The sequence below is a fragment of the Solitalea canadensis DSM 3403 genome (genome assembly GCF_000242635.2).
Taxonomy (GTDB): domain Bacteria; phylum Bacteroidota; class Bacteroidia; order Sphingobacteriales; family Sphingobacteriaceae; genus Solitalea; species Solitalea canadensis.
On sequence record NC_017770.1, the window covers coordinates 3,008,584 to 3,034,962 of the forward strand.

General features: G+C 37.7%; 25 protein-coding genes. 21 read left to right on the plus strand and 4 right to left on the minus strand.

What is annotated here, in order from left to right; all coding sequences use genetic code 11:
• Nucleotides 1–59: 59 nt before the first annotated feature.
• Nucleotides 60–1,949: a M1 family metallopeptidase gene (locus SOLCA_RS12360; protein ID WP_014680789.1), complete on the minus strand. Its 1,890-nt coding sequence runs from the start codon at nucleotides 1,947–1,949 to the stop codon at nucleotides 60–62.
• Between the two features lie 189 nt (nucleotides 1,950–2,138).
• Between SOLCA_RS12360 and SOLCA_RS12365 the strand changes: the two genes are divergently transcribed.
• The 20 genes from SOLCA_RS12365 (at nucleotide 2,139) to SOLCA_RS12460 (ending at nucleotide 22,484) form a co-directional block, all read left to right on the plus strand.
• Nucleotides 2,139–2,795 (plus strand): VOC family protein, encoded by a 657-nt coding sequence (locus SOLCA_RS12365; protein ID WP_014680790.1) that lies wholly within the window; start codon nucleotides 2,139–2,141, stop codon nucleotides 2,793–2,795.
• 4 nt (nucleotides 2,796–2,799) lie between these two features.
• Entirely contained in the window at nucleotides 2,800–3,366 is a 567-nt protein-coding gene (locus SOLCA_RS12370) for an AraC family transcriptional regulator (protein WP_014680791.1), read from the plus strand.
• A 462-nt stretch (nucleotides 3,367–3,828) separates the two neighbouring features.
• A complete protein-coding gene (locus tag SOLCA_RS12375; RefSeq protein WP_014680792.1) occupies nucleotides 3,829–6,066 on the plus strand; it encodes a heavy metal translocating P-type ATPase in 2,238 nt (745 codons plus the stop codon).
• A 247-nt stretch (nucleotides 6,067–6,313) separates the two neighbouring features.
• Nucleotides 6,314–6,520, plus strand: coding sequence for a heavy-metal-associated domain-containing protein (locus SOLCA_RS12380; RefSeq protein WP_014680793.1), 207 nt, complete (start codon nucleotides 6,314–6,316; stop codon nucleotides 6,518–6,520).
• A gap of 156 nt (nucleotides 6,521–6,676) precedes the next feature.
• Entirely contained in the window at nucleotides 6,677–7,063 is a 387-nt protein-coding gene (locus SOLCA_RS12385; RefSeq protein ID WP_042479758.1) for an HYC_CC_PP family protein, read from the plus strand.
• Between the two features lie 116 nt (nucleotides 7,064–7,179).
• The gene (locus tag SOLCA_RS23775) at nucleotides 7,180–8,454 is read left to right on the plus strand and encodes an efflux RND transporter permease subunit (protein ID WP_014680795.1); all 1,275 of its coding nucleotides are present in this window, start codon (nucleotides 7,180–7,182) and stop codon (nucleotides 8,452–8,454) included.
• A complete protein-coding gene (locus SOLCA_RS23780) occupies nucleotides 8,441–10,342 on the plus strand; it encodes an efflux RND transporter permease subunit (protein ID WP_014680796.1) in 1,902 nt (633 codons plus the stop codon). The genes SOLCA_RS23775 and SOLCA_RS23780 overlap by 14 nt, the downstream gene beginning before the upstream one ends.
• Nucleotides 10,343–10,382: 40 nt before the next feature.
• The gene (locus SOLCA_RS12400) at nucleotides 10,383–11,699 is read left to right on the plus strand and encodes a TolC family protein (protein ID WP_169313289.1); all 1,317 of its coding nucleotides are present in this window, start codon (nucleotides 10,383–10,385) and stop codon (nucleotides 11,697–11,699) included.
• A complete protein-coding gene (locus SOLCA_RS12405; protein ID WP_014680798.1) occupies nucleotides 11,677–13,050 on the plus strand; it encodes an efflux RND transporter periplasmic adaptor subunit in 1,374 nt (457 codons plus the stop codon). The genes SOLCA_RS12400 and SOLCA_RS12405 overlap by 23 nt, the downstream gene beginning before the upstream one ends.
• Complete coding sequence (locus tag SOLCA_RS12410) at nucleotides 13,047–14,324, plus strand: efflux RND transporter periplasmic adaptor subunit (RefSeq protein ID WP_014680799.1); 1,278 nt, start codon at nucleotides 13,047–13,049, stop codon at nucleotides 14,322–14,324. Before SOLCA_RS12405 ends, SOLCA_RS12410 begins: the two co-directional genes overlap by 4 nt.
• Nucleotides 14,325–14,354: 30 nt before the next feature.
• Entirely contained in the window at nucleotides 14,355–15,017 is a 663-nt protein-coding gene (locus tag SOLCA_RS12415; RefSeq protein WP_014680800.1) for a hypothetical protein, read from the plus strand.
• A 31-nt stretch (nucleotides 15,018–15,048) separates the two neighbouring features.
• On the plus strand, nucleotides 15,049–15,609 hold the full coding sequence (locus tag SOLCA_RS12420) for a DUF3347 domain-containing protein (RefSeq protein WP_014680801.1): 561 nt from the start codon (nucleotides 15,049–15,051) through the stop codon (nucleotides 15,607–15,609).
• A gap of 162 nt (nucleotides 15,610–15,771) precedes the next feature.
• A complete protein-coding gene (locus tag SOLCA_RS12425) occupies nucleotides 15,772–16,083 on the plus strand; it encodes a type II toxin-antitoxin system HigB family toxin (protein ID WP_014680802.1) in 312 nt (103 codons plus the stop codon).
• Complete coding sequence (locus SOLCA_RS12430) at nucleotides 16,080–16,439, plus strand: helix-turn-helix domain-containing protein (RefSeq protein WP_014680803.1); 360 nt, start codon at nucleotides 16,080–16,082, stop codon at nucleotides 16,437–16,439. The genes SOLCA_RS12425 and SOLCA_RS12430 overlap by 4 nt, the downstream gene beginning before the upstream one ends.
• 131 nt (nucleotides 16,440–16,570) lie before the next feature.
• The gene (locus tag SOLCA_RS12435; RefSeq protein WP_014680804.1) at nucleotides 16,571–17,197 is read left to right on the plus strand and encodes a TetR/AcrR family transcriptional regulator; all 627 of its coding nucleotides are present in this window, start codon (nucleotides 16,571–16,573) and stop codon (nucleotides 17,195–17,197) included.
• A gap of 70 nt (nucleotides 17,198–17,267) precedes the next feature.
• Nucleotides 17,268–18,158, plus strand: coding sequence for an HlyD family secretion protein (locus SOLCA_RS12440; protein WP_014680805.1), 891 nt, complete (start codon nucleotides 17,268–17,270; stop codon nucleotides 18,156–18,158).
• A gap of 172 nt (nucleotides 18,159–18,330) precedes the next feature.
• The gene (locus tag SOLCA_RS12445; protein ID WP_014680806.1) at nucleotides 18,331–19,242 is read left to right on the plus strand and encodes an ABC transporter ATP-binding protein; all 912 of its coding nucleotides are present in this window, start codon (nucleotides 18,331–18,333) and stop codon (nucleotides 19,240–19,242) included.
• Nucleotides 19,243–19,343: 101 nt separating this feature from the next.
• Nucleotides 19,344–20,084 (plus strand): ABC transporter ATP-binding protein, encoded by a 741-nt coding sequence (locus SOLCA_RS12450; RefSeq protein WP_014680807.1) that lies wholly within the window; start codon nucleotides 19,344–19,346, stop codon nucleotides 20,082–20,084.
• Between the two features lie 102 nt (nucleotides 20,085–20,186).
• Complete coding sequence (locus SOLCA_RS12455; protein WP_014680808.1) at nucleotides 20,187–21,293, plus strand: ABC transporter permease; 1,107 nt, start codon at nucleotides 20,187–20,189, stop codon at nucleotides 21,291–21,293.
• Between the two features lie 69 nt (nucleotides 21,294–21,362).
• Nucleotides 21,363–22,484 carry an ABC transporter permease gene (locus SOLCA_RS12460; protein WP_014680809.1) on the plus strand — a complete coding sequence of 374 codons (1,122 nt, stop codon included), beginning with the start codon at nucleotides 21,363–21,365 and terminating at the stop codon, nucleotides 22,482–22,484.
• A 305-nt stretch (nucleotides 22,485–22,789) separates the two neighbouring features.
• Here the strand turns inward: SOLCA_RS12460 and SOLCA_RS22405 are convergent, their stop codons facing one another.
• Both SOLCA_RS22405 and SOLCA_RS12470 read right to left on the minus strand, forming a co-directional pair.
• Nucleotides 22,790–23,200 (minus strand): hypothetical protein, encoded by a 411-nt coding sequence (locus SOLCA_RS22405; RefSeq protein WP_014680810.1) that lies wholly within the window; start codon nucleotides 23,198–23,200, stop codon nucleotides 22,790–22,792.
• A 56-nt stretch (nucleotides 23,201–23,256) separates the two neighbouring features.
• Nucleotides 23,257–23,685, minus strand: coding sequence for a (4Fe-4S)-binding protein (locus tag SOLCA_RS12470; RefSeq protein ID WP_014680811.1), 429 nt, complete (start codon nucleotides 23,683–23,685; stop codon nucleotides 23,257–23,259).
• A 280-nt stretch (nucleotides 23,686–23,965) separates the two neighbouring features.
• Between SOLCA_RS12470 and SOLCA_RS12475 the strand changes: the two genes are divergently transcribed.
• Complete coding sequence (locus SOLCA_RS12475; protein ID WP_014680812.1) at nucleotides 23,966–24,670, plus strand: type 1 glutamine amidotransferase; 705 nt, start codon at nucleotides 23,966–23,968, stop codon at nucleotides 24,668–24,670.
• Between the two features lie 42 nt (nucleotides 24,671–24,712).
• Here the strand turns inward: SOLCA_RS12475 and SOLCA_RS12480 are convergent, their stop codons facing one another.
• Nucleotides 24,713–26,356: a M28 family metallopeptidase gene (locus tag SOLCA_RS12480; RefSeq protein WP_014680813.1), complete on the minus strand. Its 1,644-nt coding sequence runs from the start codon at nucleotides 26,354–26,356 to the stop codon at nucleotides 24,713–24,715.
• Nucleotides 26,357–26,379: the final 23 nt, after the last annotated feature.

The window sequence follows — 26,379 nt, forward strand, 5'->3', positions numbered from 1 at the left end:
TTTAATGATAAATTTTATCCAAAGGACAGGATTTTATCATATATCTTTTATGACCAAAATCATTTCACTGCTTTCCAAACGTTATTTTCTTTAAATTTATCCGGCGTATAAATATTTCCAACTTCTACAGACGCAATGCCCGAAGCGTATTTATCACTGATAACAAATTCTTTATTTCCTTTTGCCCATACTTCCGCGGTATAATGCTTCTCAATTTTCTTTCCGTCAGAAAGAACTATGGTCAAATAAATAGGAACTGGTAGTCCGCCTTTATTCTCAATAATTACTGAACTTTCAGCATTAGCAGTTGAAACATTCTTGATTGCCAGATCGGGATAATCCCAGCCAAAGAACCAAGCTTTCCAAAACCAGTTTAAATCCTTTCCGGTAGCTGCATTAAAACTATTAAAGAAATCATAAGGGATCGGATGTTTACCATTCCAGTTGTCCATATACTGATGTAACGCTTTAAAGAACAGTTTATCGCCCAACATATTCTGCAATGTATGATAACACAATGCCCCTTTACCATAAGAGTTAGTTATGTAAGCCCGTTCATCATAATATTTAGTATTGGTGATCAATGGCATATCTGCATCAGTACCGGATATATTTTCATATCGGGTTTTACTGTAAATCCCATCATCTTCAGCCTCTCCCATCATAGGAGATAATATCGATTCGCCAATTGTTGCCCAACCTTCATCCATCCATGCATAGGCTGTTTCATTAATTCCCATGTAAAAAGGAAAATAGGTGTGAAACACTTCATGAGAAACTAATTGAACCGCATCCTTACGTGTTTGAGTTGGGTTATCATTTACCATCATCGGATACTCCATCTGATCGGTTCCGTCAACAATAGTAATTTGAGGATAAGGGAATGGAATCGCCGGATAATGATGACTCATTAACTCCACGGATTTATTGGCAATATCCTGCACTTCAAAATAATCATGGTGTTTTTTATTATAAGCAGTATGCACCATTACCCTGCGCTTGGTTACCGAATCAGCAAGTACGCTACTTGCATCCCATAAATAATGATCGCTAAGCGCAAAGGCAAAGTCAGGTACATACTTAGCTTTGAACTTCCAGCTACCTGTTGGATTAGCCGCAAAAACGTTATTTTTTTTATAATCTGTTGAATCAATTACATGAACATTTTTATTAGTAATGGCTGCTGATTTTAAACGTTTTAAAACGGTTGCACTCAAATTATCTGTAGCATTTTGTAATTCGCCGGTGGCCCAAACCACATAGTTTTTAGATGCTGTAATTTCTACATCAAAATCGCCAAAATCATTATAAAACTCCTGGGTTCCTTTATAACTCCAATAATCCCAACCATTTACATCATCATAAACAGACACTCTCGGAAATGAATAAGCAATAAAATAAGAAGTTTCATCAACCGCCCCGGTTCTCATTTGCGAGCCTGTATTTACTGTATAATGCCATTTAATATAAATAGTTTGAACACTTTTTGCCTGAATTGCTTTTGCGGGTGTCAAATACATATTGGTTCCACTACGAACAATTTTCCGTGTATTATTAAATTCATTAATCTCCTCGTTACCAATCCTAACCGCCTCTATGGTAACACCATCATTTTCATCTTTTGGGTCGATAGTTACATTTCGCTCTACTCCTTTTTTATATAGATCAGAATACAAACGAATAGCAACATTATTTAGTGAATCCGGACTGTTATTGTAATAGGTGATGGTTTCTTCACCGCTTAACACCTTTGTTTGAGGATCAAAATTGATCTTCATTTTATAGTCAGCCTTGTTTTGCCAGTAGTTCGAACCCGGTTTTCCATTTTCTGACCGTGTGCCTTTTTCTATCGCAGCCTTCACATTGACCGATTTATAGAGTTCCTGACTATAGGAGTAAAAAGAGAAGAACGTACCCAGACTAAACAAACAGACTTTAATTAGCTTCATAAATTAGTATTGAAATGAATCGCTTAAATTAGCTAATAGCTTTTAGGTTTTAGCTATTAGGCTTTCGCTTTTAGTGAGTTTTTACTTGTAGTATTTTAAATGCAGTTAAATATGTACTATCAAACAAACAGCTACCAATGTGGGTATATCTATTAGGGCTAAGAGCTAATGGCTAAAAGCTAATGACTGATGAACATCAAAGAAGTACATATTTTAACTAACGATTTAAAGAAAACAGCGGCTTTTTATAGTGATTTGTTAGGTTTTACCATCATTGAAAAAGATCTGCAACATGTTTCATTTTCGGTTAACCAAACTATCCTTCGTTTTTCTCTTACGACATCAATTATCAATCCTGTTTATCACCTGGCCTTTGATATTCCTAACAACACTTTTGATGAGGCTTTTACGTGGTTAGCCCCAAAAGCTGAAATCCTAAATGTTACTCCGGAAAGTAAAATAGCGGATTTTGTACGTTGGAATGCCAAGTCGTTCTATTTTTTTGACAGCAATGGAAATATTCTTGAGTTTATTACCCGATACGATAATCATGTTGAAACCACAGCAGCATTTAACGCTTCGGCGGTGCTTTCTGTAAGCGAGGTTGGTATTGTAACAGATAACGTAAACGATACCAGTAACAAGCTTGTTGCTAAATATGATTTACAGTTTTTCTCTAAACAGCCTCCTCTGCCGGATTTTACAGTACTAGGCGACAATAACGGATTATTTATCATCGTTCAGAAAGATAGAGCCTGGTATCCTACCGATAAAAAGTCGTCAGTTTTCTATACAAAAGTTATTTTTGAGGATAAAGGACAACTACAGGAATTTGAATTAACATAGTATCATGATCTTACATGTAAAAAATATGGTTTGTAACCGCTGCATTAAAGTGGTTAATGATGAATTGAATAATCTTGGTTTAAACCCTAAAGAGGTTAAGTTAGGTGAAATTGAGTTTGAAGAAGAATTACAGCCTCAGGCTTTGCAAAAAATAAAATCTGCCCTAGAAGAAAATGGATTTGAACTTTTGGAAGACAAACAAACGCAGTTAATTGAGCGTATTAAAGCTTTAATCATTGAATTGGTACAGGATGAAAAAGGAATTAACCTTAAGACAAACCTTTCGGAATATCTTTCATCAGCTTTACACACGGATTACAGTGCATTAAGTAATTTATTTTCTTCTTTTGAAGGAATCACCATTGAGAAATACCTGATTCTTCAGCGCATCGAAAAAGCAAAGGAGCTTTTGTTATACGATGAGCTTACATTAAGTGAGATTTCATACCGCTTAAACTATAGTAGTGTTGCTCACCTTTCATCACAATTTAAGAAGGTAACTGGCTTAACACCCAGCGAATTCAAAAAGATGCTTGCTCCCAAGCGTTTGCCTTTGGATAGTGTTATCTGATTGTTGATCATATTCCCATTTATACATGTCCGTTGACTGAAGTCAACGGACATGAAGTCTCTGCTTACCGATAACTTTTATCAAGAGCTTCATTTCTCTGTTGACTGAAGTCAACGACAATGAAGTCTTTTTTTATCGATCGCTATTATCAATCATGACAAGAGCTTCATTTCTCTGTTGATTGAAGTCAACGGCAATGAAGTCTTTGCCAACTGATTATTACTATCAATCTTAAAAAGAGCTTCAATAAATTCATTATCAATCATAACAAGAGCTTCATTGCCGTTCCGCTTTAGCGAACGGAAAGAGTAGTTTAGTTTATTATAATTCCTTCCCTTTTAGGATTTTATTCATTTGGCTTTAGCCCCAATTTTCAAAGCTTATAAACCTTTTCCAAAATTATGTAAGTCCCAGGCATAGGAGTGATAGTACATTTGTAATGTAATAATTAATCATAAAGCAATGACAGCTATCACACATACATCAGGAACGAACAAACTTCTAAAACAGATTTTTCCAGTAGATGGGATGACCTGTGCGTCGTGCGCCGTAAGCGTCGAGAGCATGTTAAGGAATACTCCTGGAGTAGCCAAAGCAGATGTAAACTTTGCAGCAAGTTCTGTTACTGTTGAATACGATAACCATAAGACGAATCCTGATCTACTAAAAAAAACAGTACAGTCTATCGGATACGACATACTGATAACAGAAAAGGCTTCGGAAGAACAAGCCGAACAGCAGGAACTGAAATATGAACAGTTGAAAAAGCGAACCATCTGGGCCGGCATCTTTACATTTCCGGTTTTTGTAATCGGTATGTTCTTTATGCATTGGCAACCCGGCAACTGGATTATGATGGTACTTACCGGAATCGTACTGTTTGTTTTCGGAAAACAGTTCTTTATTAATGCTTACAAACAGGCAAAAATTGGCGCAGCTAATATGGACACCCTGGTAGCACTAAGTAGTGGTGTAGCTTACATTTTCAGTGCCATCAATACCCTGTTTCCACATTTATTACATCGTATAGGACAACATACACCGGTTTATTATGAATCCGCAGCCGTTGTGGTAACGTTTATCCTCGTTGGTAGATTACTGGAAGAACGCTCCAAATCAAAAACTTCTTCAGCTATTAAGAAATTAATGGGATTGCAAGCTAAAACGGTAACTATTGACGATAATGGAACGGAAAGAGAGATCTCTATTGATGATGTTCACCCGGACCAGATCATCATTGTAAAACCTGGTGAAAAGATTCCTGTTGACGGAACCCTGATTTCAGGATCGTCATTCATTAATGAAAGTACAATTACAGGAGAATCATTACCTGTAGCCAAAACCATTGATGATAAGGTTTTTGCCGGAACTATTAACCAGCAAGGCAGCTTTAAGTTCAAAGCAGAAAAAGTAGGAAAAGAAACGTTGCTGGGCCAAATTATCCGACATGTAGAAGAAACAATGGGTAGTAAAGCCCCTGTTCAAAAGCTGGTGGATAAAATATCCGGCATTTTTGTTCCTATTGTGATGTTGATTGCTATCACTTCATTTGCTGCATGGATGTTCTTTGGACAAAAAGACCCGTGGTACCATGCCATTACAGCCTTGGTGGCTGTATTAGCCATTGCTTGTCCTTGTGCTTTAGGTTTAGCAACCCCAACTGCACTAATGGTTGGTGTTGGTAAAGGTGCAGAAAATGGAATCTTGGTTAAGGATGCTGAAAGTCTTGAAATTGCCCGTAAGGTGAATGCAATTGTACTTGATAAAACAGGAACAATTACCCGAGGAATGCCTGAAGTAACCGACTTCATTTGGTTAAAAAAGGATGCTGAACAATATGCATCATTTGTTTTAAGCCTTGAGCAACGGTCAGAACACCCGCTGGGTAAATCAATTGTAGAATACTTAAAAGCAAAGGATGTTTCATCCATCGATCCCGATGACATTGAAAATATCTCAGGTAAAGGACTTAAAGGACTATTTAACGACAAAACAGTATTAGCAGGAAATAAGGCTTTGCTGGATCAGTTTTCAATTGCAATAACAGCTGAAGTATTGAATCAGGCTCAACAATTACAGCAACAGGCCAAAACCGTTTCTTACATCGCTGTAGATAAAGAGGTAGTAGCTCTTGTTGCCATTGCCGACCAGATAAAAGAAGGTTCAAAAGCAGCCATTAGTGAATTGCAGGCATTAGGTGTGGATGTTTATATGTTAACCGGTGACAATATGGAAACAGCCCAGGCTGTTGCTAAACAAACTGGCATTCAGCATGTAAAAGCAGGTTTATTGCCGACTGATAAAGCCGCGTTCGTAAAACAATTGCAGTCTGAGGGTAAAATTGTAGCCATGTCGGGTGACGGTATTAACGACTCTCCTGCCCTTGCTCAAGCCGACTTAAGTATAGCAATGGGTAAAGGTGCAGACATTGCCATGGATGTTGCTAAAATAACCTTAATCTCTTCTGACTTACGTCAGATTCCTAAGGCATTACACTTATCAACATTCACCGTTCGAACCATACGCCAAAACTTATTCTGGGCGTTCATCTATAACCTGGTTGGAATTCCATTAGCAGCCGGCTTGTTCTATCCAATTTTCGGATGGCAATTAGACCCAATGTTTGCCGGAGCAGCAATGGCTTTAAGCTCAGTGTCTGTGGTGACTAATAGTTTAAGATTGCAGCGGAAAAGGATTTAATCTTGTTAGGTGTGAGATTTGAGATTTAACTAACTATAATCGCATATTTCAAAATTTAAAATCAGCAGTCGAAGCCTAACATACGCTTATCATCCTGACGCAGGAAGGATCTGTAAGCTAAGTGCTTTAATCTACAGATGCTTCGTTCCTCAGCATGACACAAATCAAAAAAGTCAATCAATTAATAACAATACATATAACACGGGATATAAGAAGTCTCAAATCCCATATCTAAAATCTAAATAAAATGAACACGTTAAAATTTAAAACCAATATCAAATGCAGTGGTTGTATTGCAACCGTAACTCCAAAATTAAACGCATTAACAGCTGAAGAAAACTGGCAAGTTGACTTGACTAGTCCCGACAAAGTTTTATCGGTTGAAGGAGATGTAACTCCTGAACAAGTTGAAAAAGCACTTGCAGAAGTTGGCTACAAAGCAGAAATACTTTAATCTGCTTTAACCATACCAAAACGGCAATGATCTTTGTTTTTAAACAAATAAATCATTGCCGTTATTTGATTGATAACTAATAATCAACTATATTGTTACCAATACAAGGGTAGCAAGTATTGTTTTACCGAAAAGAAATTTTCTATTTTTGTAGTTATGACGAAACGAGTGCTCATATTATGCTTTACCTTCTTATTTCTGCTACTGAATGCAGGAATACCTGTGTATGCGCATTATTGTGGCAAAAAGGTAACGTCGACTGATTTTCAAGAACAAAAGAAATGCTGCTGCAATAAACCGGAAGAAAAACCGATGAAAGATTGCTGCAAGGATGAGGCTAAACTGGTAAAGGTAGAAGATAACTTCCTTAAAATTCATCATGAGTTTAAAGCACCTTTATTAAGTGTCCATTTTGCGATTTCTTTTGTAATTACTTCATTAGGGATACTGACAGATGCTAATGAGCAGTCTGTTTACCTGAACACCTCACCACCCGACCTCCCCGTCGCGCGGTTTATTCTGCTTCAAAACTTCCGTATTTAAATTAATTTCCCTTACTCAAATAAGGATACCTTCCTTATTGTGATTAATTAAGAATTTGGATCATTTCATATCCAAGTTTTCAAATTCTCCTATTCTAAAATTTTCAAATTTAATACATGATTTCAGCCATTATTTCGTGGTCTATGCGAAATCGGTTCATTGTAATCATTGCAACGATAGGATTAACCATTTTCGGTTGGTTCTCCATGCAGGATACACCGATTGATGCAATCCCTGACCTGTCGGAAAATCAGGTTATCGTTTATACAGAATGGATGGGCCGAAGCCCGCAAATTATGGAAGACCAGGTAACATTCCCCTTGGTCACCAATCTGCAAGGTATGCCCAAAGTAAAAGATGTGCGTGCTGCATCCATGTTTGGAATGAGCTTTATCTACGTAATTTTTGAAGACAACGTGGATATTTATTGGGCTCGTACACGTGTGATGGAGCGTCTTAATTCTGCTCAACGTTCACTTCCAGAGGGTGTAACTCCAACCCTTGGTCCCGACGGTACTGGTGTCGGCCATATTTTTTGGTATACATTAGACGCTCCAGGTTATGACTTGGGTGAGCTGCGTGCCTTACAAGACTGGTATGTGAAATTTGCGCTGCAAAACGTACCTGGTGTAAGTGAGGTAGCCTCTTATGGTGGCTTTCAAAAACAATATCAGGTAACTATCGACCCTAATAAAATAAACTACTACAAACTAACACTGATGGATGTGTTAAACACCATCAAAAACAACAATAATGATGTTGGAGGCCGTGTATTCGAAATGAATGGAACCGGCTACATCGTGCGCGGATTGGGTTATGTAAAAAACATCAGTGACATCGAAAACATGACCATTGCCACCAGAAACACTATTCCGGTAAGAGTAAAAGATATTGGCACTGTGCAAATGGGTGGTGATGCCCGTTTAGGAATTATTGAAGAAAACGGTAATGGTGAAGTTGTAGGTGGAATTGTTGTAATGCGCTACGGAGAAAATGCCGATGCCGTGATCAACAGAGTGAAAGAGAAAATGAAAGAGGTGGAGAAAGGACTTCCTAAAGGGGTGAAGTTTAAAGTAGCCTACGATCGTAGCGATTTGATTGAAGCAGCCATCAACAGCCTTAAAAACACCATGATCGAAGAGATCATACTGGTATGTATTGTCATTATCATTTTCTTGTTCCATTTCAGTAGTTCACTGGTGGTAATGATCAATATCCCAATCTCAATCTTATTAAGTTTTATTGCAATCAAATACTTCGGTATTACTTCAAATATTATGTCATTAAGCGGAATCGCAATTGCCATTGGGGTTATTGTAGATGATGGAATTGTAATGGTAGAAAATGCCTACCGTCATTTAACAGAGGAAGGAGGAGATGATCATGCGTGATGTTCGTAAACTTTCAACAGAAGAGCGTATCTCAATCATTGAAAAATCTGCCCGCCAGGTGGGTAAACCAGTGGTGTATTCAACCATTATTATTATTGTATCGTTCCTTCCGGTTTTCCTGTTAACCGGACAAGAAGGTAAACTGTTCCATCCGTTAGCATGGACCAAAACATTGGTAATGCTATCGTCTGTGGTGTTGGCTATTACTTTTGTTCCGGTAATGATGACGTTTTTCCTTAAAGGAAAAATGAGACCGGAAAGCCAAAACCCGATCAGTAATTTCTTTAACCGCATCTATGAGCCCATCTTAAAATGGTGTCTGGAGTGGAAAAAAACCGTTTTAGGAATTAACATTCTGGCGTTAGGCATCTCTGTTCCGATGATTATGGGATTGGGTCGAGAATTTATGCCTCCATTGGATGAAGGATCGTTGCTCTTTATGCCTGTTACACTTCCTGATGTTTCTAACTCGGAAGCTAAACGAATCTTACAGGTTCAGGACAAGATCATTATGTCTGTACCTGAAGTAAAAAATGTATTAGGAAAAGCTGGAAGAGCGAATACCGCTACTGATAATGCTCCTATGAGTATGATCGAAAGTATTATCCTGCTTAAACCACAAAGTGAGTGGCGCAAGGGCAAAACAAAAGATGATATTATTGCAGAGCTTAACGCCAAGCTTCAAATTCCGGGTGTAACCAACGGTTGGACTCAACCTATTATCAACCGCATTAACATGCTTTCTACCGGAATCAGAACGGATGTAGGTGTAAAAGTATACGGGCAAAACCTGGATACGATCTATACCATTTCGCGTGAAATCGAAAAAGCGTTGAAAGATGTTGAAGGTATAGCAGATCTGTACCCCGAGCAAGTTACAGGTGGTAAATTCCTCGATATAAAAATCAAGGAAGCTGAACTGGGACGCTATGGTTTGAGTGTTAATGATGTTAACATGATCGTTGAAAGCGCCTTGGGAGGAATGAATATTACCAATACCGTTGAAGGTCGAGAACGCTATAGTGTAAGCGTGCGTCTGGCTCAGGATTTCAGAAGCAGTATCGAAGATATTAAGCGTACACTAATTCAAACCGCTAACGGACCTATTCCACTTTCTTCGGTAGCTGATGTAGCCATTAAAAATGGCCCTGCCATGATCAATTCGGAAAATGCCATGCTGCGAGGAACGGTATTATTTAACGTTCGCGGTCGCGATTTGGGTAATACAGTTAACGATGCCATCCAAAAACTGAATGAAACCCTTACCCTTCCTAAAGGTTACTACATCGATTGGAGCGGACAATGGGAAAATCAGCTGAGAGCCACTAAAACATTATCGATAATTGTTCCGATCGTGTTAGTGATCATCTTCTTCATCCTGTACATGACCTATAACCAGATGAAAGAAGCCATAATCACCATGTTAAGCGTTCCTTTTGCTTTAATCGGAGGTGTTTTCCTGGTGTATTTCTGGGGAATGAATATTTCTGTGGCTGTTGCCGTTGGTTTCATTGCCTTGTTTGGCGTTGCCGTTGAAACGGGTATGCTGATGGTAGTTTACCTTGATGAGGCTATGCAGAAAATGGTAAAAGAAAAAGGCGCTTCGGTTTCAATTTCAGAACTACGTCATTATGTAATCGAAGGCTCTGCAAAACGTCTTCGTCCTAAATTAATGACTGTTTCGGTTACCTTATTCGGTCTTATTCCTATTCTTTGGAGTCATGGTACAGGTATCGACCTGATGCTCCCAATTGCTTTACCGATGATCGGTGGTATGATCACATCAACAATTCACGTGTTATTGGTTACTCCAATCATTTTTGAGATGACTAAAGAACATGAGTTAAAAAAACATGGAAAAGTGGAGGTGCTCAATGTTAAACATTAAATACAATCGCAAAGGCGCTAAGACGCAAAGAAATTTAATAATGCAGTGTCATCCTGAGAAACGAAGAATCTGTAAGTTCCCGGGCATTTTTGTTAAAGATGCTTCGTACCTCAGCATGACAAGCATATGGTTATTCATCATTTTAACAGGATTTGCTTTAACTGCAAATGCTCAATCGGTTGTACCGTTAAGAGCTGTGCTTGATAGTATTACGGCTAACAATCCCGGGTTACAGAAGTTTGAATATAGCACCAAGGCTAATATTGAAATGGGTAACATGTCAAAGGCTTGGGACGCTCCTACTATTGCAGTGGGATTAGATGAATTCCCATACCCTAGCGAAATGCAAATGGATGGCGCTGCACGAAAAATGTTTATGGTCAACGTCGATCAGATGTTGCCTAATTTCGCTAATCAAAAAGCTAAGTCTGAATATTATAAATCATTCAGAAATCAAAATCAGAACGATTACGAAACACTTAAAAACAAGCTTTTTGCTCAGGCTAAAGCAGCTTACTATACTGAATTAATTAGTGTTAAGCGCTTAAAAGTTATTGAGGAACAGTCTAAAATGTTGGAGTTGCTAATAAAAATTGCGGAGGCACGACTACAATATTCTCAATCAGATTTGCCAACGATTTATAATGCAAAAGCCAAAATAAGCAGTCTTGAATCCATGAAGATCAAGGAAGAAAGTATGATCAAACAATCTCGATCAACGTTGAATTATTTAATGGGCCGGCCATTAACTGATGATTTTAAGGTAGATACTTCGCTTGCATTAAACAGGTACACCGAGCAAATCAGTCAGTATGATACATCCTTTGTAATGCATAACCGAAGTGATATTCAACGTATGAGCAATGATATTGCCAGTATGCGTTTAAACCAAAAAGTGGCACAAACAATGGCTAAACCTATGTTTGGCTTTGGCTTCAAGAACATGCGTATGCAGGATGGCACTTACATGTATAGTGCTATGGCCAGCATGAAACTTCCAATAGTTCCATGGGCATCTAAAGGCTATAAATCAGAAGTAAAAGCCATCGATTATGAAATTAAAGCAATGGAACGAGAACGTACAAATATGGTTCGTGAAACCAGCAGTATGATTAAAAATACAATGCTCGATCTTCAGGCTCAATACAGAGAAGTTGATGTGTACGAAAAGCGTATTCTTCCTGATTATAAAAAGACTTTCGATGTTAACCTGAATGCTTTCGGCGAAAACAAAGGAGATATCTTCCGTACACTTATGGCTTGGGACGACCTGCTTATGAAGCGTATGGATTATTTAAATGTTTTGGATCAAACCTATAAAATGGAGGTGATGTATGAAGAAGCTATTCAGAAATAGGCTTGGTAACCACCAAAACGCAAAGGCGCAAAGAAATAACCTTAGTGTGATTGCGACTTTGCGTACCTCTTCTTTTCGTTGGTTATTCCTTGTGATTGTTGCGCTAGGACTCTTCTCATGTAATTCAAAAAAATCTACAGTAAGCGAAGCCGCTGCCGTTTATACCTGTCCGATGCACCCTCAGGTAGTTCAGGACCATCCGGGAACCTGTCCAATGTGCGGTATGGATCTCGAAAAAAAGGTGGAGGCTTCGGATGTAAGTGATAAGGAGAAGCAAGAATTAGCCGCTCTGGCTCAAGAAGTAAACGAAACAGTTGTAGGAAACTTTAAAACAATCTATCCACGTAAAAGGTCTGCAACTGACACCATCCGCTTGAAAGGATATTTAGGCTTAGATGATCGTGCCAAAAACAAGGTTTCTTCTCGTGTTAGTGGTCGCATTGAAAGGTTATACATAAAATATGAAAACCAAACGGTTAAGAAAGGACAAAAACTATTTGAGATTTATAGTCCGGAGTTATTAGCTGCGCAAAGAGACTTGCTGTATGTGATCAAGAATGATGACCAGCAGCTGGTTTCAGGTTTAAAAAACAGATTAATAAACCTTGGGATGACGTCAGCCGAAGTTAACCAGGTAATTAAAACAGGTAAGCCGATTCAATACATTAGCATATACAGTGCATATAATGGCATTTCACACCAAATTACATCAGGTACTTCAGGTGCTGCTGCCACATCCGGAGGTGCTGCGATGGGAATGGGTGGAGGTTCAGCTGGTGCTACTCCGGCTACCTCTTCTGCCCCATTAAGCAGTATCCGGGAAGGAATGTATGTTAATAAAGGTCAAACACTTTTTGAACTTATGGGACACGGACAAGCATGGGCGCTATTTTCTGCCTATGATAAGGACTTGCCTTTTATTAAAGAAGGAGACAACGTATTGATTACTATACCATCAGAAAAGGGCCACCAAATGAGCGGTAAAGTTGATTTTATACAACCTTACTATGGAGAAAATGAACAAACGGCAACAATCAGGGTATACCTTCCTAATCATCATGAATTAAAAATAGGAACATTGATAGAGGGTGAGATTAGTGGCAAAAATGCCGCTGATGGCTATTTTGTTCCGAAAACAGCTGTTTATAACCTGGGAAAAACAACCATTGTATGGGTTGCCGATAAAGCCGATAAGGTTTTTAAAGCCAGAAAAATAACTATCGGCGCTGCTGCTGGCGATTGGGTTGAAGTTAAAACAGGCCTAAACGCTAGTGAAAAAGTAGCTGTAAATGCAGCCTATCTGGTAGATAGTGATTCGTTTATTCAAGTAGAGGAAGGAGGAACAAAATGAGTAACTATAAAATCTCTCGCAAAGACGCAAGGACGCAAAGTAATTTAAACCTTGGCAGCTTGGCGACTTGGCGTGCAATTTCTTTTTCGCTCTTATTTTTTCTTGTCTCTTGTACTCAAGAGAAACCAAAGGAGCATGATCACGCTGCCGAAACCAAAAATAAAGCTGCTGAAGTATATTCATGCTCAATGCACCCTAATGTACGATCAGACAAACCGGGTAATTGTCCGATTTGCGGTATGCCATTAACAAAGATTGCAGGTTCAGAGGCTAAACATGAAGAACGAACACTTCACCTTGCTCCTGTTCAACTGGTAACTGCCAATATCAAAACCGATTCGATAAGAATGGGAAATCTGAATGCGAATATCACTCTAACGGCTAAAACCAACTACAATCGTCAGGCGCAAGATGTAATAAGTGCACGAGTAGCAGGTCGTATAGAACGAATGTTTGTCCGCAATCCGGGTGAGCAAATTTCCGCAGGTCAAAAATTATATGAGTTGTATAGTGAAGAATTGCAATCGACCCAACAGGAATACCTGATCAGTTTAAAACAGCAAAAAGCTTTTGAAGCTGTTTCAGTTGATATGAGTCGCGCCATTAATTCTCTCGAACGCAAAATGGAGTTATGGGGAATGAGTAAAAGTCAGATCCACCAAATTGCCACATCCGGAAAGGTAAGTCCAACCATTACTGTTTACAGTAAACAATCGGGTACGGTTACCGAAATCCTTAAAAACGAAGGTGAATACGTAGCAGAAGGTGATGCTGTACTTAACCTTGCAAAGCTTAATGAAATTTGGATTGAAGCAGAGGTATTTGACAATGAACTAGCCGTTTTAGCTAAAAAACCTAAAATAGAAGTTGAGCTAGAGGCATTTCCGGGTAAACTCTATCCTGCGAGTGTTGTTTTTGATAACCCTCACATGCGGGGTGTGTCAAATGTTAATTTGTTAACACTAAAAATCAACAATAACCTCGACCTAAAACCAGGGATGTTGGCAAGCGTTCACCTTTCCACAGGAGAAAATAATGAAATAACTGTTCCTAAAAGTGCAATCGCATTTGGAGAACACATGAACCATGCCTGGATAAGGCGCCCGGATGGCAGTTTTGAGCGACGTGAAGTTAAGCTTGGCAAAGAGAACAAACGCAGTGTTCAATTAATCAGTGGAGTGCATATTGGAGAAGTGATCGTTACCTCCGGAGTATACCTCCTAGACAGTGAATACACGTTAAAATTTGGAACAGCAATGGGTCATCAACACTAAAACTAAACTCAATCTCAACTTAAATCAACAATGTTCAATACATTTTTCAGACATATATTAACAGGGCTTTTTCTCCTGTCTCTGTTTTCATTACCGGCTCAGGCTCATAATGGAGAAGATCATGTAAAAGACACTTCAAAAAAAGAAGAAGTCATTAAAAATGACCACCAGCATCAGGGTGAATTGCATGCTAAACATGAGCACTCTCCGGCAGCAGCATCAGAAGCAGCTGCACCAGGCGAATTCCCTCATCTTCATCCATTATTTGTACACATACCGATTTCCTTTATATGCATAACCGCCTTAGTTGTGCTTGTAAACCTATTGTTACGAAAACGTGAGTTTGATTGGCTAATTTTAGGGTTTATAGCAATTGGGGTTATCAGTGCATATATAGCAGGTAAATGGTTCCACCCACACACACGTGGAATAAGTGAGCAGGCAAAACATTTGCTTACTGAACATGATTTTTGGGCCGACTGGACCATTTATCTTGGTTTCGTTGGATTGATCATCCAAATTGTTTATCTGTTCGTCCTTAAAGGAAAGCGATGGGTATCGGCAATTGCCTACTTGTTCATACTAGGTTCGGCTTATGCTATTTTCCATGCCGGACATTACGGAGCCGCATTAGTACATATTGAAGGTGTTGGCCCACAAGGGAAATACCTGGAACAGCACCACAATCATTAATTATAACTATCAATAGAAACCAAAAGAGAATATGAAAACCAAGTTTTATATCGCCGTAGCTCTTGTAGCAGGAGTATTGGCAGCTTGCGACGGACAAGCAAAGAAAGCTGAAAATCACGAAGGTCATGATCATTCGTCGCACGATGGACACAGTCATGAGGCAACTGTTCAAAACACATCTCCAACAGGTCCAAGCTTTAACAGTGATGCATTGAATAATGTATATGGTCATTACATTCACTTAAAAAACAATTTAGTGGCCTCTAATGAAGCTGAGTCAAAAACTGCCGCTGCAGCATTAAAAACTGCTATTGCTGATTTAAAAGATGCAGAAGTATTAAAAGCTGCTGAACAAACAGCCGCTGCTACCAACTTAGAAGGTATCAGAGCGTCATTCAACGATTTGAGCAAGCAAATTGAACGTGTAATAAAAAGCACCGGTGTTAAATCAGGCGAAGTATATGTAGAGTTTTGCCCAATGGCCAACAATGATAAAGGTGGCTTTTGGTTATCAAATAGCAGCGAAATTCAAAACCCATACTATGGTGATCAAATGATGAAATGTGGATCAGTTGAAGAAACATTGAAATAAGAAAATTTCACAAAAGAATGTAAAAAGGCTGCCTTCGGGCGGCCTTTTTTGTTGGTAATTATATTTTAGTATGTTTGAATGATTTTTAATACTGCAACTCACCTATTGATCTTAAAACGTAACAAAAGTTTTCCATTAGTAAACTTTTAGTATTATTTTTGTATGTTTAACATTATTACCAGAAGAACATTAATTGAATATTATAATTTATATCCAGAAGCAAAAAATGCTTTAATTGAATGGTATAACGAATTGATAAAGGCCGATTTTAATAATTTTAATGAGTTAAAGATAGTTTTTGGAAATGCTAGCATAGTAGCTGATAACAGGGTTATATTTAATATAATGGGAAATAAATATCGGCTGATAGTTCGAATCGCATTTGAATTTAGGGCAATTCAAATAAAATGGTTTGGAACGCATAAAGAATACAATGAAATTGATGTTGCAAAAGTTAACTATATACGAAAATGAGACTAAAACCTATTTCAAATGAGTCAGAATATGATTATTGGTTAAACTGGGTTGACGAAGCTTTTGACAAACAAATTAAACCTGGTACCATTGAGGGCGATAAACTCTCCGTTGTTTTACTGTTGATAAAGGATTATGAAGACAAGAATTATTCTATTCCTTCTGCAGATCCAATTGAGGTAATTAAATTAAAAATGGAAGAAAAAGGACTCAAAAACAAAGATCTTACACAAATTCTTGGGCTTGACAAAAGTTATATTTCAGCTATTCTTAATCGCAAAAAACCACTAACACTAACAATTGCTAAACAGTTACATAAACAATTGGGAGTTTCTGCCGAGGCTTTATTAGTTTAAAAACTGTTCTAAAAGCAAGCTATCAAAATCAGGTAGCTTATTTTTTGAAATAAATTTAATCAAATGATTAAATCTTTTGTTTAAATCATTTTTATTTACAACATTTGCCTTATCAAGCACTTAATCATAAAATGAGCAAAAAAAATTCAAAAGAATTAGATAATTCAACGGAAGAAAAAATTAAGGAGGCGGCTAAAAAGCTCTTTATGCAAAAGGGGTTTGCCGCAACCAAAACCCGCGATATTGCGATGGAATCCGGGATTAATTTGGCTTTGCTCAATTATTACTTCCGCAGTAAAGAGAAACTCTTTGAAATCATTATCAGAGAGCGTTTGCAACAGTTTATTCAAGGAATTAAGCTAGTGTTTAACGATGAGTCTACCACGTTCTATGAAAAAATTGAAACACTGGCAGCTCATTACATCGATATGCTTTCTGAACAACCCGATCTACCTTTATTCATTTTAAGTGAACTTAGAGCTCAACCTTTGCAGGTACTAAATAAACTGGGAGTCAAAGATTTTCTTATGAGTTCAGTTTTCATAAAGCAACTGTTTGAAGAAATGAAAACAGGCAATATAACACAGGTACATCCACTTCATTTCATGGCAAATCTTATGGGTTCACTCGTATTTCCATTTGTTGCCAGTCCGATTTTAAAAGGTATTACCGAAATGGATCAGGATACATTCAATAAATTGATGCAGGAGCGAAAAAAACTGGTTCCACAATGGATCATTAAAAGCTTTAGACCCTAATTAATCAGTGCAATCAAAAAATCAGTAAAAATCGGTGTAATCAAAAACTAATCCGTGTAATCCAAAAAAAATGAAAACAACCATCATATTTGCCTCATCCCTCCTTCTACTTGTTTCGTGCAAGCAAAAGGATAATATCTCTGATGCTTCCGGAACATTTGAAACTGAAGAAACGATTATATCAGCTGAGGCGACAGGCACATTAAAACAATTTGACATTCAGGAAGGTCAGACAATACCGGCGGGAACAATGATTGGCTATATCGACAGCCTTCAATTATATCTTAAGAAACGTCAGCTGGAAGCTCAAATAAAGGCCACATTAAGTAAAAAACCGGATATTTCAGCTCAACTTGCAGCTTTGCAGGAACAATTAAAAGCAGCTGAAAGAGACCAGGTAAGATATACCAACCTGTTAAAAGACGATGCAACTACAAGAAAGCAAGTGGATGACATCAATTCTCAGGTGGCCATCTTAAAAAGACAAATCGCTGCACAGCAATCTTCTTTAGCCATCTCAACAGGAAGTATTTCAGAAGAAACCAATCCGCTTAAAGTACAGATTGCACAAACAAATGATCAGCTTGAAAAATGCAGAATCATTAATCCAATTACAGGAACTGTGCTAACCAAATATGCTGAACGTAATGAAATGGCTTCACCGGGGAAAGCACTTTATAAAATTGCAGATCTTTCGTCACTTAATCTTCGCGCCTATGTAACAGGCGATCAGCTTCCTAAAATCAAGTTAAATCAAAAGGTTAAAGTATTAACGGATAACGGAAAAGACAGTTACAAAGAGCAGCAAGGTACTATCATCTGGATTAACGATAAAGCCGAATTTACTCCTAAAACCATTCAGACCAAAGATGAACGCGCTAACCTTGTCTATGCAGTAAAGATCAAAGTACCGAATGACGGTTCTCTTAAAATTGGAATGTATGGTGAGGTGAAGTTTTAGGGGAATTGCGGGTTGCGAGTTAAGGGTTGCGAGTTCTTATTAAATGTTACAATTATTTTATTAGAGATTAATAATGAAGTTTTGAACCCTAATGCATTATATATGAACCAGTAACGCGCAACACGAAACTCGTAATATCAATAAACAACCCGAAAATCGTAAATACAAAAAAATGGTAAACCTGAAAGAACTTACAAAAACATATAACAAAGGGAGCCTGACTGCGGTTGATAAGGTTTCGTTTGAGGTATCCAAAGGTGAGCTATTTGGATTAATAGGTCCGGATGGTGCCGGAAAAACCAGCATATTCCGCATGCTAACCACCCTGCTACTTCCGGATGGCGGATCAGCTACTGTAGATGGTTTTGATATAGTTAAGGATTATAAACAGATCAGGAATACAGTTGGTTATATGCCCGGACGGTTTTCACTGTACCAGGATCTAACTGTTGAGGAAAACCTGAAGTTTTTTGCTACCGTTTTTAATACCACAATTGAAGAGAATTACCATCTCATAAAAGATATTTACATTCAAATAGAGCCTTTTAAAACTCGAAGGGCAGGAAAATTATCCGGAGGGATGAAGCAAAAACTGGCGCTTTGCTGTGCCTTGGTCCATAAACCTACTGTTCTTTTTCTGGATGAGCCCACAACCGGTGTTGATGCTGTTTCAAGAAAAGAGTTTTGGGAAATGTTGAAAAAACTTAAGGAACAAGGCATTACCATTCTTGTTTCAACCCCTTATATGGATGAAGCTACCTTATGTGATCGGATTGCACTAATCCAATCAGGGAAAATTTTATCTATAGATACCCCAGAACAAATTATAGGTAGTTACAAAGGAAATTTATATGCTATTAAGTCGAATAAAATTTATCAACTATTAAAAGATGTTCATCAATATGCAGAAACATTAAGTTGCTATGCTTTTGGCGAATACCTTCATATTCAATTTAAAAACAACAATACTGAAAATGAGACGCTGTTGATAAATTACCTTAAACAGAAAGATCACCGTAATTTGACACTTAAGCAAACCATTCCTACAATTGAGGACTGCTTTATCAAGTTGATGACAAGTTAAATTAACTAGATCATGGATCATAGTTCATTGTTCATAGAATAAACAGCTGACTATCAGCTATGAACCAAGATCTATGATCTATAAACCATAAACTAAACATTATGCAAACAGTAATCCACGCAGAGAAACTAAGTAAGCATTTCGGCGACTTTAAAGCGGTAAGTGAGATTAGTTTTAATGTACAGACTGGTGAGATTTTTGGTTTTCTGGGTGCTAATGGAGCCGGAAAAACGACCGCCATGCGCATGCTTTGTGGCTTATCCATTCCAACTTCGGGAAAGGCTTCTGTGGCAGGTTTTGATGTTTTTAAACAAACCGAGCAAATCAAAAAGAACATCGGTTATATGAGTCAGAAGTTTTCTCTTTATGAAGACCTGACAGTAACGGAAAACATCAGATTCTTTGGAGGAATCTATGGACTTTCCAATGCTGAACTTAAGGAGAAAAGCGAACTTCTGATCAACCAATTAGGGCTACAAAATGAAACCAAAAAGTTAGTTGGTGCTTTACCATTAGGCTGGAAACAGAAACTATCGTTCTCAGTTGCTGTATTACATAATCCTAAAATCGTATTTCTCGATGAACCTACAGGCGGTGTTGACCCTGTAACTCGTCGGCAGTTTTGGGATTTAATATACGAAGCCGCAGAACGTGGAGTAACCATTTTTGTAACCACGCATTATATGGATGAAGCCGAATATTGCAACCGGGTTTCCATTATGGTCGACGGTAAAATTGAAGCATTGGACTCCCCTACTGGACTTAAAGAACAATTTAACGCCGATTCAATGAATGAAGTGTTCTTTGAATTGGCCCGGGGAGCAAAACGAAACGGAGATTAATGAATTGGCTATTAGGTTTTAGCTATTAGCTCCTAAAGATTTACTAATTGATGCTTTAACCTAGTTGCTAAGACTAATTGCTAATAGCTAAAAAACAAAAAAATGAACCAGTTTCTTTCATTCGTAAAAAAAGAGTTTCTGCACGTTTTCCGCGACAGGAAAACACTACTTATGTTATTTGGCTTACCAATAGTACAGATTGTACTCTTTGGGTTTGCTTTAACCAATGAAATCAAAAATTCTAAAATTACGGTGGTTGATTATGCAAAAGATTTAACCTCCCAGGAGCTGATTACCAAAATTGCAGCCAGCAATTATTTTGATATCGATAAATCAGTGCTAGGACCGAAGGAAATTGAAAAAGCGTTTCAGGAGGGGAGAATAAAACTGGTTGTCATTTTCCCTAATAACTTTGGCTCGGATTTACAGCATTTGAAAAAAACCCAGATACAGATTCTGGCAGATGCATCCGATCCCAATACGGCCACTACATTAACAAGCTACGTTTCAAACATTGTTGCAGATTATCAAAAGGAACAACAGGCTCTTCAAGCATTACCTTTAAGTATAACACCTCAAATCAGAATGTTATACAACCCGCAGCTAAAAGGAGCACCTAACTTTGTTCCGGGTGTAATGGCACTCGTTTTAATGTTGGTTTGTGTTATGATGACTTCGATTTCAATTGTTAGAGAAAAGGAATTGGGAACAATGGAGATCTTGTTAGTTTCCCCATTTAAACCCGTCTATGTTATTCTGTCTAAAGCAATTCCTTACTTAATACTTTCACTGGTTAACCTTACAGTTATTTTGCTTTTGAGCAGGTTTGTACTCGATGTTCCCGCAAATGGCAGTGTGTTTTTATTGGTAGCTATCAGTACTTTATTTATTATCACAGCACTTTCATTAGGTTTATTGATATCCACAAGTACTGCTTCACAGCAAACGGCTATGTTACTCTCCTTAATGGGAATGCTATTGCCAACAATGTTATTTACCGGCTTTATGTTTCCGATTGAAAATATGCCATTACCATTACAGATCCTATCTAATGCAGTTCCGGCTAAGTGGTATTATATCATAGTAAAGGCAATTATGATAAAAGGTTTAGGTTTCTCAGCGATCTGGAAAGAAACATTGATTTTATTGGGAATGACACTGTTTCTGCTGGCATTGAGTCTTAAAAAGTTTAATGTAAGATTAGGATAAACCGCTAAGACGCTAAGTCGCAAAGAAAAAAGGCGTACACCTGAGTGACTTTGCGGTAAAAAATACATTATGAGAACGATCTTATTTTTATTGCAAAAGGAATTTAAGCAGATATTCAGGAACAAGGCATTGTTACCTGTACTGTTTGCTGCTCCAATTATACAGTTGATCATTTTACCTTTGGCAGCCAATTATGAAGTAAAGAATATTTCAATTGCGGTTGTAGATCATGATCGTTCACCGTATTCACAAAAGCTGATCTCTAAAATAATAGCTTCCGGTTATTTCAAATTGACAGGATATAATTCATCATTTGCAGAAGCAGATGAATTAATTAAGGCAGATAAAGCCGACTTAATATTAGAAATTCCGGCAAGATTTGAACGCGATTTGGTGAGAAATAATCAACAACAGCTTTTTGTTGCCGTAAATGCCATTAACGGTACAAAAGCTAATTTAGGAGGGGCTTACCTGGGCCAGATCATTGCAGCTTTTAATAATGACATTCGTATCGACTGGATTCAACCATCAAGGGTTAGCCAACAACCAACGATTGAAATTGCAAGCTCCAACTGGTTTAATCCGTTATTAAATTACCGTTTTTTCATGGTTCCGGGCATTCTGGCTGTTTTGGTAACAATGATTGCCGGCTATATGTCGTCGCTAAATATTGTAAAAGAAAAAGAAATAGGAACCATCGAACAAATTAATGTTACCCCTATCCGCAAGCATCATTTTATCTTGGGTAAACTTATTCCATTTTGGGTTCTGGGAATGTTCATTTTTTCATTTGGACTATTTATTATCGCCCGCTTTATTTACGGCATTATTCCGGTCGGAAACATCTTGCTACTTTACGCATTTCTTGCTGTTTATTTGCTGGCATTGTTAGGCTTCGGATTATTAATATCCACTTATTGTGATACCCAACAACAAGCTATGTCAGTAGCCTTTTTCTTTGTAATGATCTTTATGCTAATGAGTGGATTATTTACTCCTATTGAAAGTATGCCCGAATGGGCAAAATGGATTAGCAGATTTAGTCCGGTTACTTATTTTATCGAAGTAATGCGTATGGTTGTTTTAAAAGGAAGTGGATTCAACGACATCAAGTTTCATTTTCTGAAAATTATCGGATTCGCTATTGTATTAAATAGTTGGGCAATATGGAATTATAGAAAAACATCGTAGACGACCTCATTACGGATTGTGAATTTCGTGTTACGAGTTTTAAATTAATGATAACGGATCGATCGGAAAAAGTTGGGAAGGATCGAATTGTATACTCAGAATTTATGACGCTTAAATTATTTAAATCTCTGGAGGAGAATAGCCTTAGTAGATATACATCAGTCTAATACATAAGCCCCGAATGGGCGAAACTAATTCTCGGTTTAGTTTCACTCCATCCGGAGTTAACTTTTCTAATCTTTTATTTTAAAGATGATATTATGGTAACTCATAACACGAAACATGTAATCACCAATTATAAATTTTCAATTCTTTTTTAGCTTATATTCATAAATGGTACTTCCTCCATCATATTTTACCTCTTTTTTAAGGTTCAGATTCTTTCCATCAAATGAATACTCATACTCTCCAGAGAGAATCAGCCCCCAGTCGAAATCGGCTGTCCAGTAATTTTGATCAGCAAAAGCCATTTTACCGAGATTTATAGTACAGGAGCCTGAACCACCGGCTGGAAACCTGTTCGCTCCGGCAGTTGAAGAAAACCGGTTACCTTCAATAGTCAAACTTGTTTTTCCAGTGTGAACAGTTGAGCCATAACTCACTTTAAAATCACCGGAATAAGAACCTTCTTCTACTCTATTCTCCTCTTTTTTACTGCATGCGATAAATGAAACGACAGCAACAAAAACTATTAATGTAAGTAGTGTTTTTTTCATAACTAAACATGTTTAACAACAATACGATACTATAACTAATTATGCTACAAACAGTTTTATCCTTCAAAACCATTTTTCACATGACTACCATCGCAATAAGGTTTATTATGAGAGCCTCCACATCGACAAAACGCTGTTGTTTTATTCTTTATACTTTCATTTCCATCTCTATCTCTCACTTTCAAGGTACCATAAATCAACAAAGGTCCATTCTTTAAAACCTCGACCACTGTTTCCAGCTGTTCGGCCTCTTTGTTTTCTTCACCGTTTATGTAATAACTTAAGGCTCCCGACGGGCACCGCTTCACCTGTTCAATAATTTCTTTGGTTGAGCCTCCTTCAATAGCTATCCAAGGTCGTTTTGTTGGATTAAATACAGATGGTAAACCTGTAAAGCAAATACGTGAATGAATGCATTTGCCACTTTCCCACACTACCGTTACCTCTCCATTGCTATATTTCTTTTTAACATTTTGCTTATCCATGATATTTTACATTAAGGTTAAGAGGGTGTTATAAATTTAACAGTTCTATGTTATCTTTTTGTAAGATTTTTAAAAATCTACCAATAAAAGAAAGCTTAGTATTATATTTGATAGACCCCATAAGCAAAAACTCCTGCTTTTGGCTCGATTTGTGATATTAATTGATATCATAACCAAAACATTCCTTTCGGAATGAGTTAAGAACACGACCTGGATCTACACTCTTAACAATTTTTTACCTGCAATTAATCGTATTTATAATCAAATAACGCTTATCCGTATGAAAATTCATTATTTCCAACACGTACCATTTGAAGGATTAGGTTTTATAGAAAGCTGGATTAAAGAAAAAGGCTTTGAACTAAGCAGCACACATTTTTTCGAAAATCATACACTTCCCGACCTTAATGATGTTGATTGGTTAATAGTGATGGGCGGACCAATGGGCGTTTATGATGAAGATAAATATGAATGGCTAAAAGCAGAAAAGGAGTTTATTAAAAAAGCTATTGAAGCTGACAAGGTTGTTTTGGGTATATGTCTTGGCTCACAATTAGTTGCGGAGGTGTTAGGAGCCAATGTATTTCCGAATAAATTCAAAGAAATTGGATGGTTTCCGGTGGAAGTTTTTGAAGCTACTCACAAATTCAATTTTCCACAAAACAGAATAACAGTATTTCATTGGCATGGAGATACATTTGAATTGCCTGAAGGAGCTACTTTGGCAGCAAGCTCAAGAGCTTGCATTAACCAGGCTTTTAGATTTAAAGACAAAGTGGTGGGACTGCAATTTCATTTAGAAGCGACCCCTGAATCAATTGAACAAATGATCAAACACTGCGGCGATGAATTAGAACCTAATGCTTTTATTCAATCAGCCGAGCAGATCAGAAATAATGCTTCCAACTATTTTGAACAAAACCATACAGCTATGCGACTGATTCTGGAATATATGGAATCATTGGAAGCTGTTAATACCATTTAAAAAGAAACGGGTTCAGTTAATTACTCTGAACCCGTTTCTTTTTTATTGTTTTTCTCTTATTGCCTTAAATTCTGATCCTTCTTTCCATTGAGGCATTCCCTCCTGGGCTGCTAAATGTTTACCCACTTTAAAGAGGAGCTGCAAATCCTCAATTGCGCCCACCAGATTCCATGTGTCATTAAATTCATCTGATGGTCGATGGTATCGTTGAGAAGTGTATTCATCTGATTTCTGCTTTCCAAACTCCTTACCTTTGCCAACCACATCAACACCACTATTTACATACAGAGCAGGAACTCCAACTTTAGCAAAGTTAAAATGATCGCTGCGATAATAATGGCCTGCCTCAGGGTGTGATTCATATGCAATATATCTACCTGAATCTTTTGCATATTCCATTACATAATCTTCCAGATCACTTTGTCCTTTACCCACAACCACTAAGTCGTTGGTTTTTCCATAACCATTCAAACAATCCATATTGATATTGGCCAGGGTTTTATTTAAAGGATAGACAGGATTTTGAGCATACCAAGCTGAGCCCCATAACCCCTGTTCTTCGGCTGTAACTGATAAGAAAACGATTGTACGTTCCGGTTGTTCTTTCATGCTTTTAAAACCCCTTGCCAACTCAAGCAAACCAGCCGTCGCACTAGCATTATCTAATGCGCCGTTATAAATTGAATCTCCCTTTTCATCAGCCTTTCCAATGCCTAAGTGATCCCAGTGAGCAGTATAAATTATGCACTCATCAGGATGCTTTGATCCAGTAATCTTAGCGATCACATTATGCGATTTATTATAAGTGGCTTTCACCTTCAACTTAGCAGAGAGCTGCATATTTAATGATACAGGCTTAAAATCCGGTTTATTGGCTGCAACTAATAAGCTAGAATCTTTACCTGCTGCAGCAAGTATTTTTTTCGCCGCATCTGCCGAAACCCAACCGATCATGTCGCATAGTTTCTCCGATTTTCCGCGATTATCTAATCGCAATCGTGACGTATTCCAATTGTTCTGCACCACTTTAAACGGGTAGCTTGCCGCTGCAGTGTTGTGAATAATTAAACAACCTTTTGCACCTTGCCGGCCTGCTTCTTCAAACTTATAAGTCCAACGACCATAATAAGTCATTGTTTTACCCTTAAACAACGTTGTATCAGCAGAACCAAAACCTGGATCATTTACCATCACCATTACTACCTTCCCTTTTACATCTAACCCTGCATAATCATTCCAGTTATATTCCGGAGCAACTACACCATAACCGGCGAATACGATTTCTGAGTTTTTCAGTTCAATAACAGAATCCGTTTTATCGGTCCAGATAACATAATCATTCAAGCCTTTAAGATCGAACTTGCCCTTACTACTGCTAATTTGCATAATAGGATCTGCCTTGGTCGCAATATTTACCATGGGAACTTCCTGTAAATAACTATCACCATTACCAGGCTCCAATCCTAAGGATTTGAATTGTTTTTCGAGAAATTCAATGGTTTTTGTTTCTCCTTCAGTAAAGGGTTTTCGTCCCATAAACTCATCAGAAGCCAATACCTTAATATTACCGGCTAAACTGTCTGCATTAAAGGCCGACAAACCATCGTCATTATTTTGCTTTTTGCTCTGGCATGCAGTAAACAACAACACCGCTGCCGCAATGAGATAATAATTTGATTTTTGCATATTGGTTTTTAAAGATTGTGGCC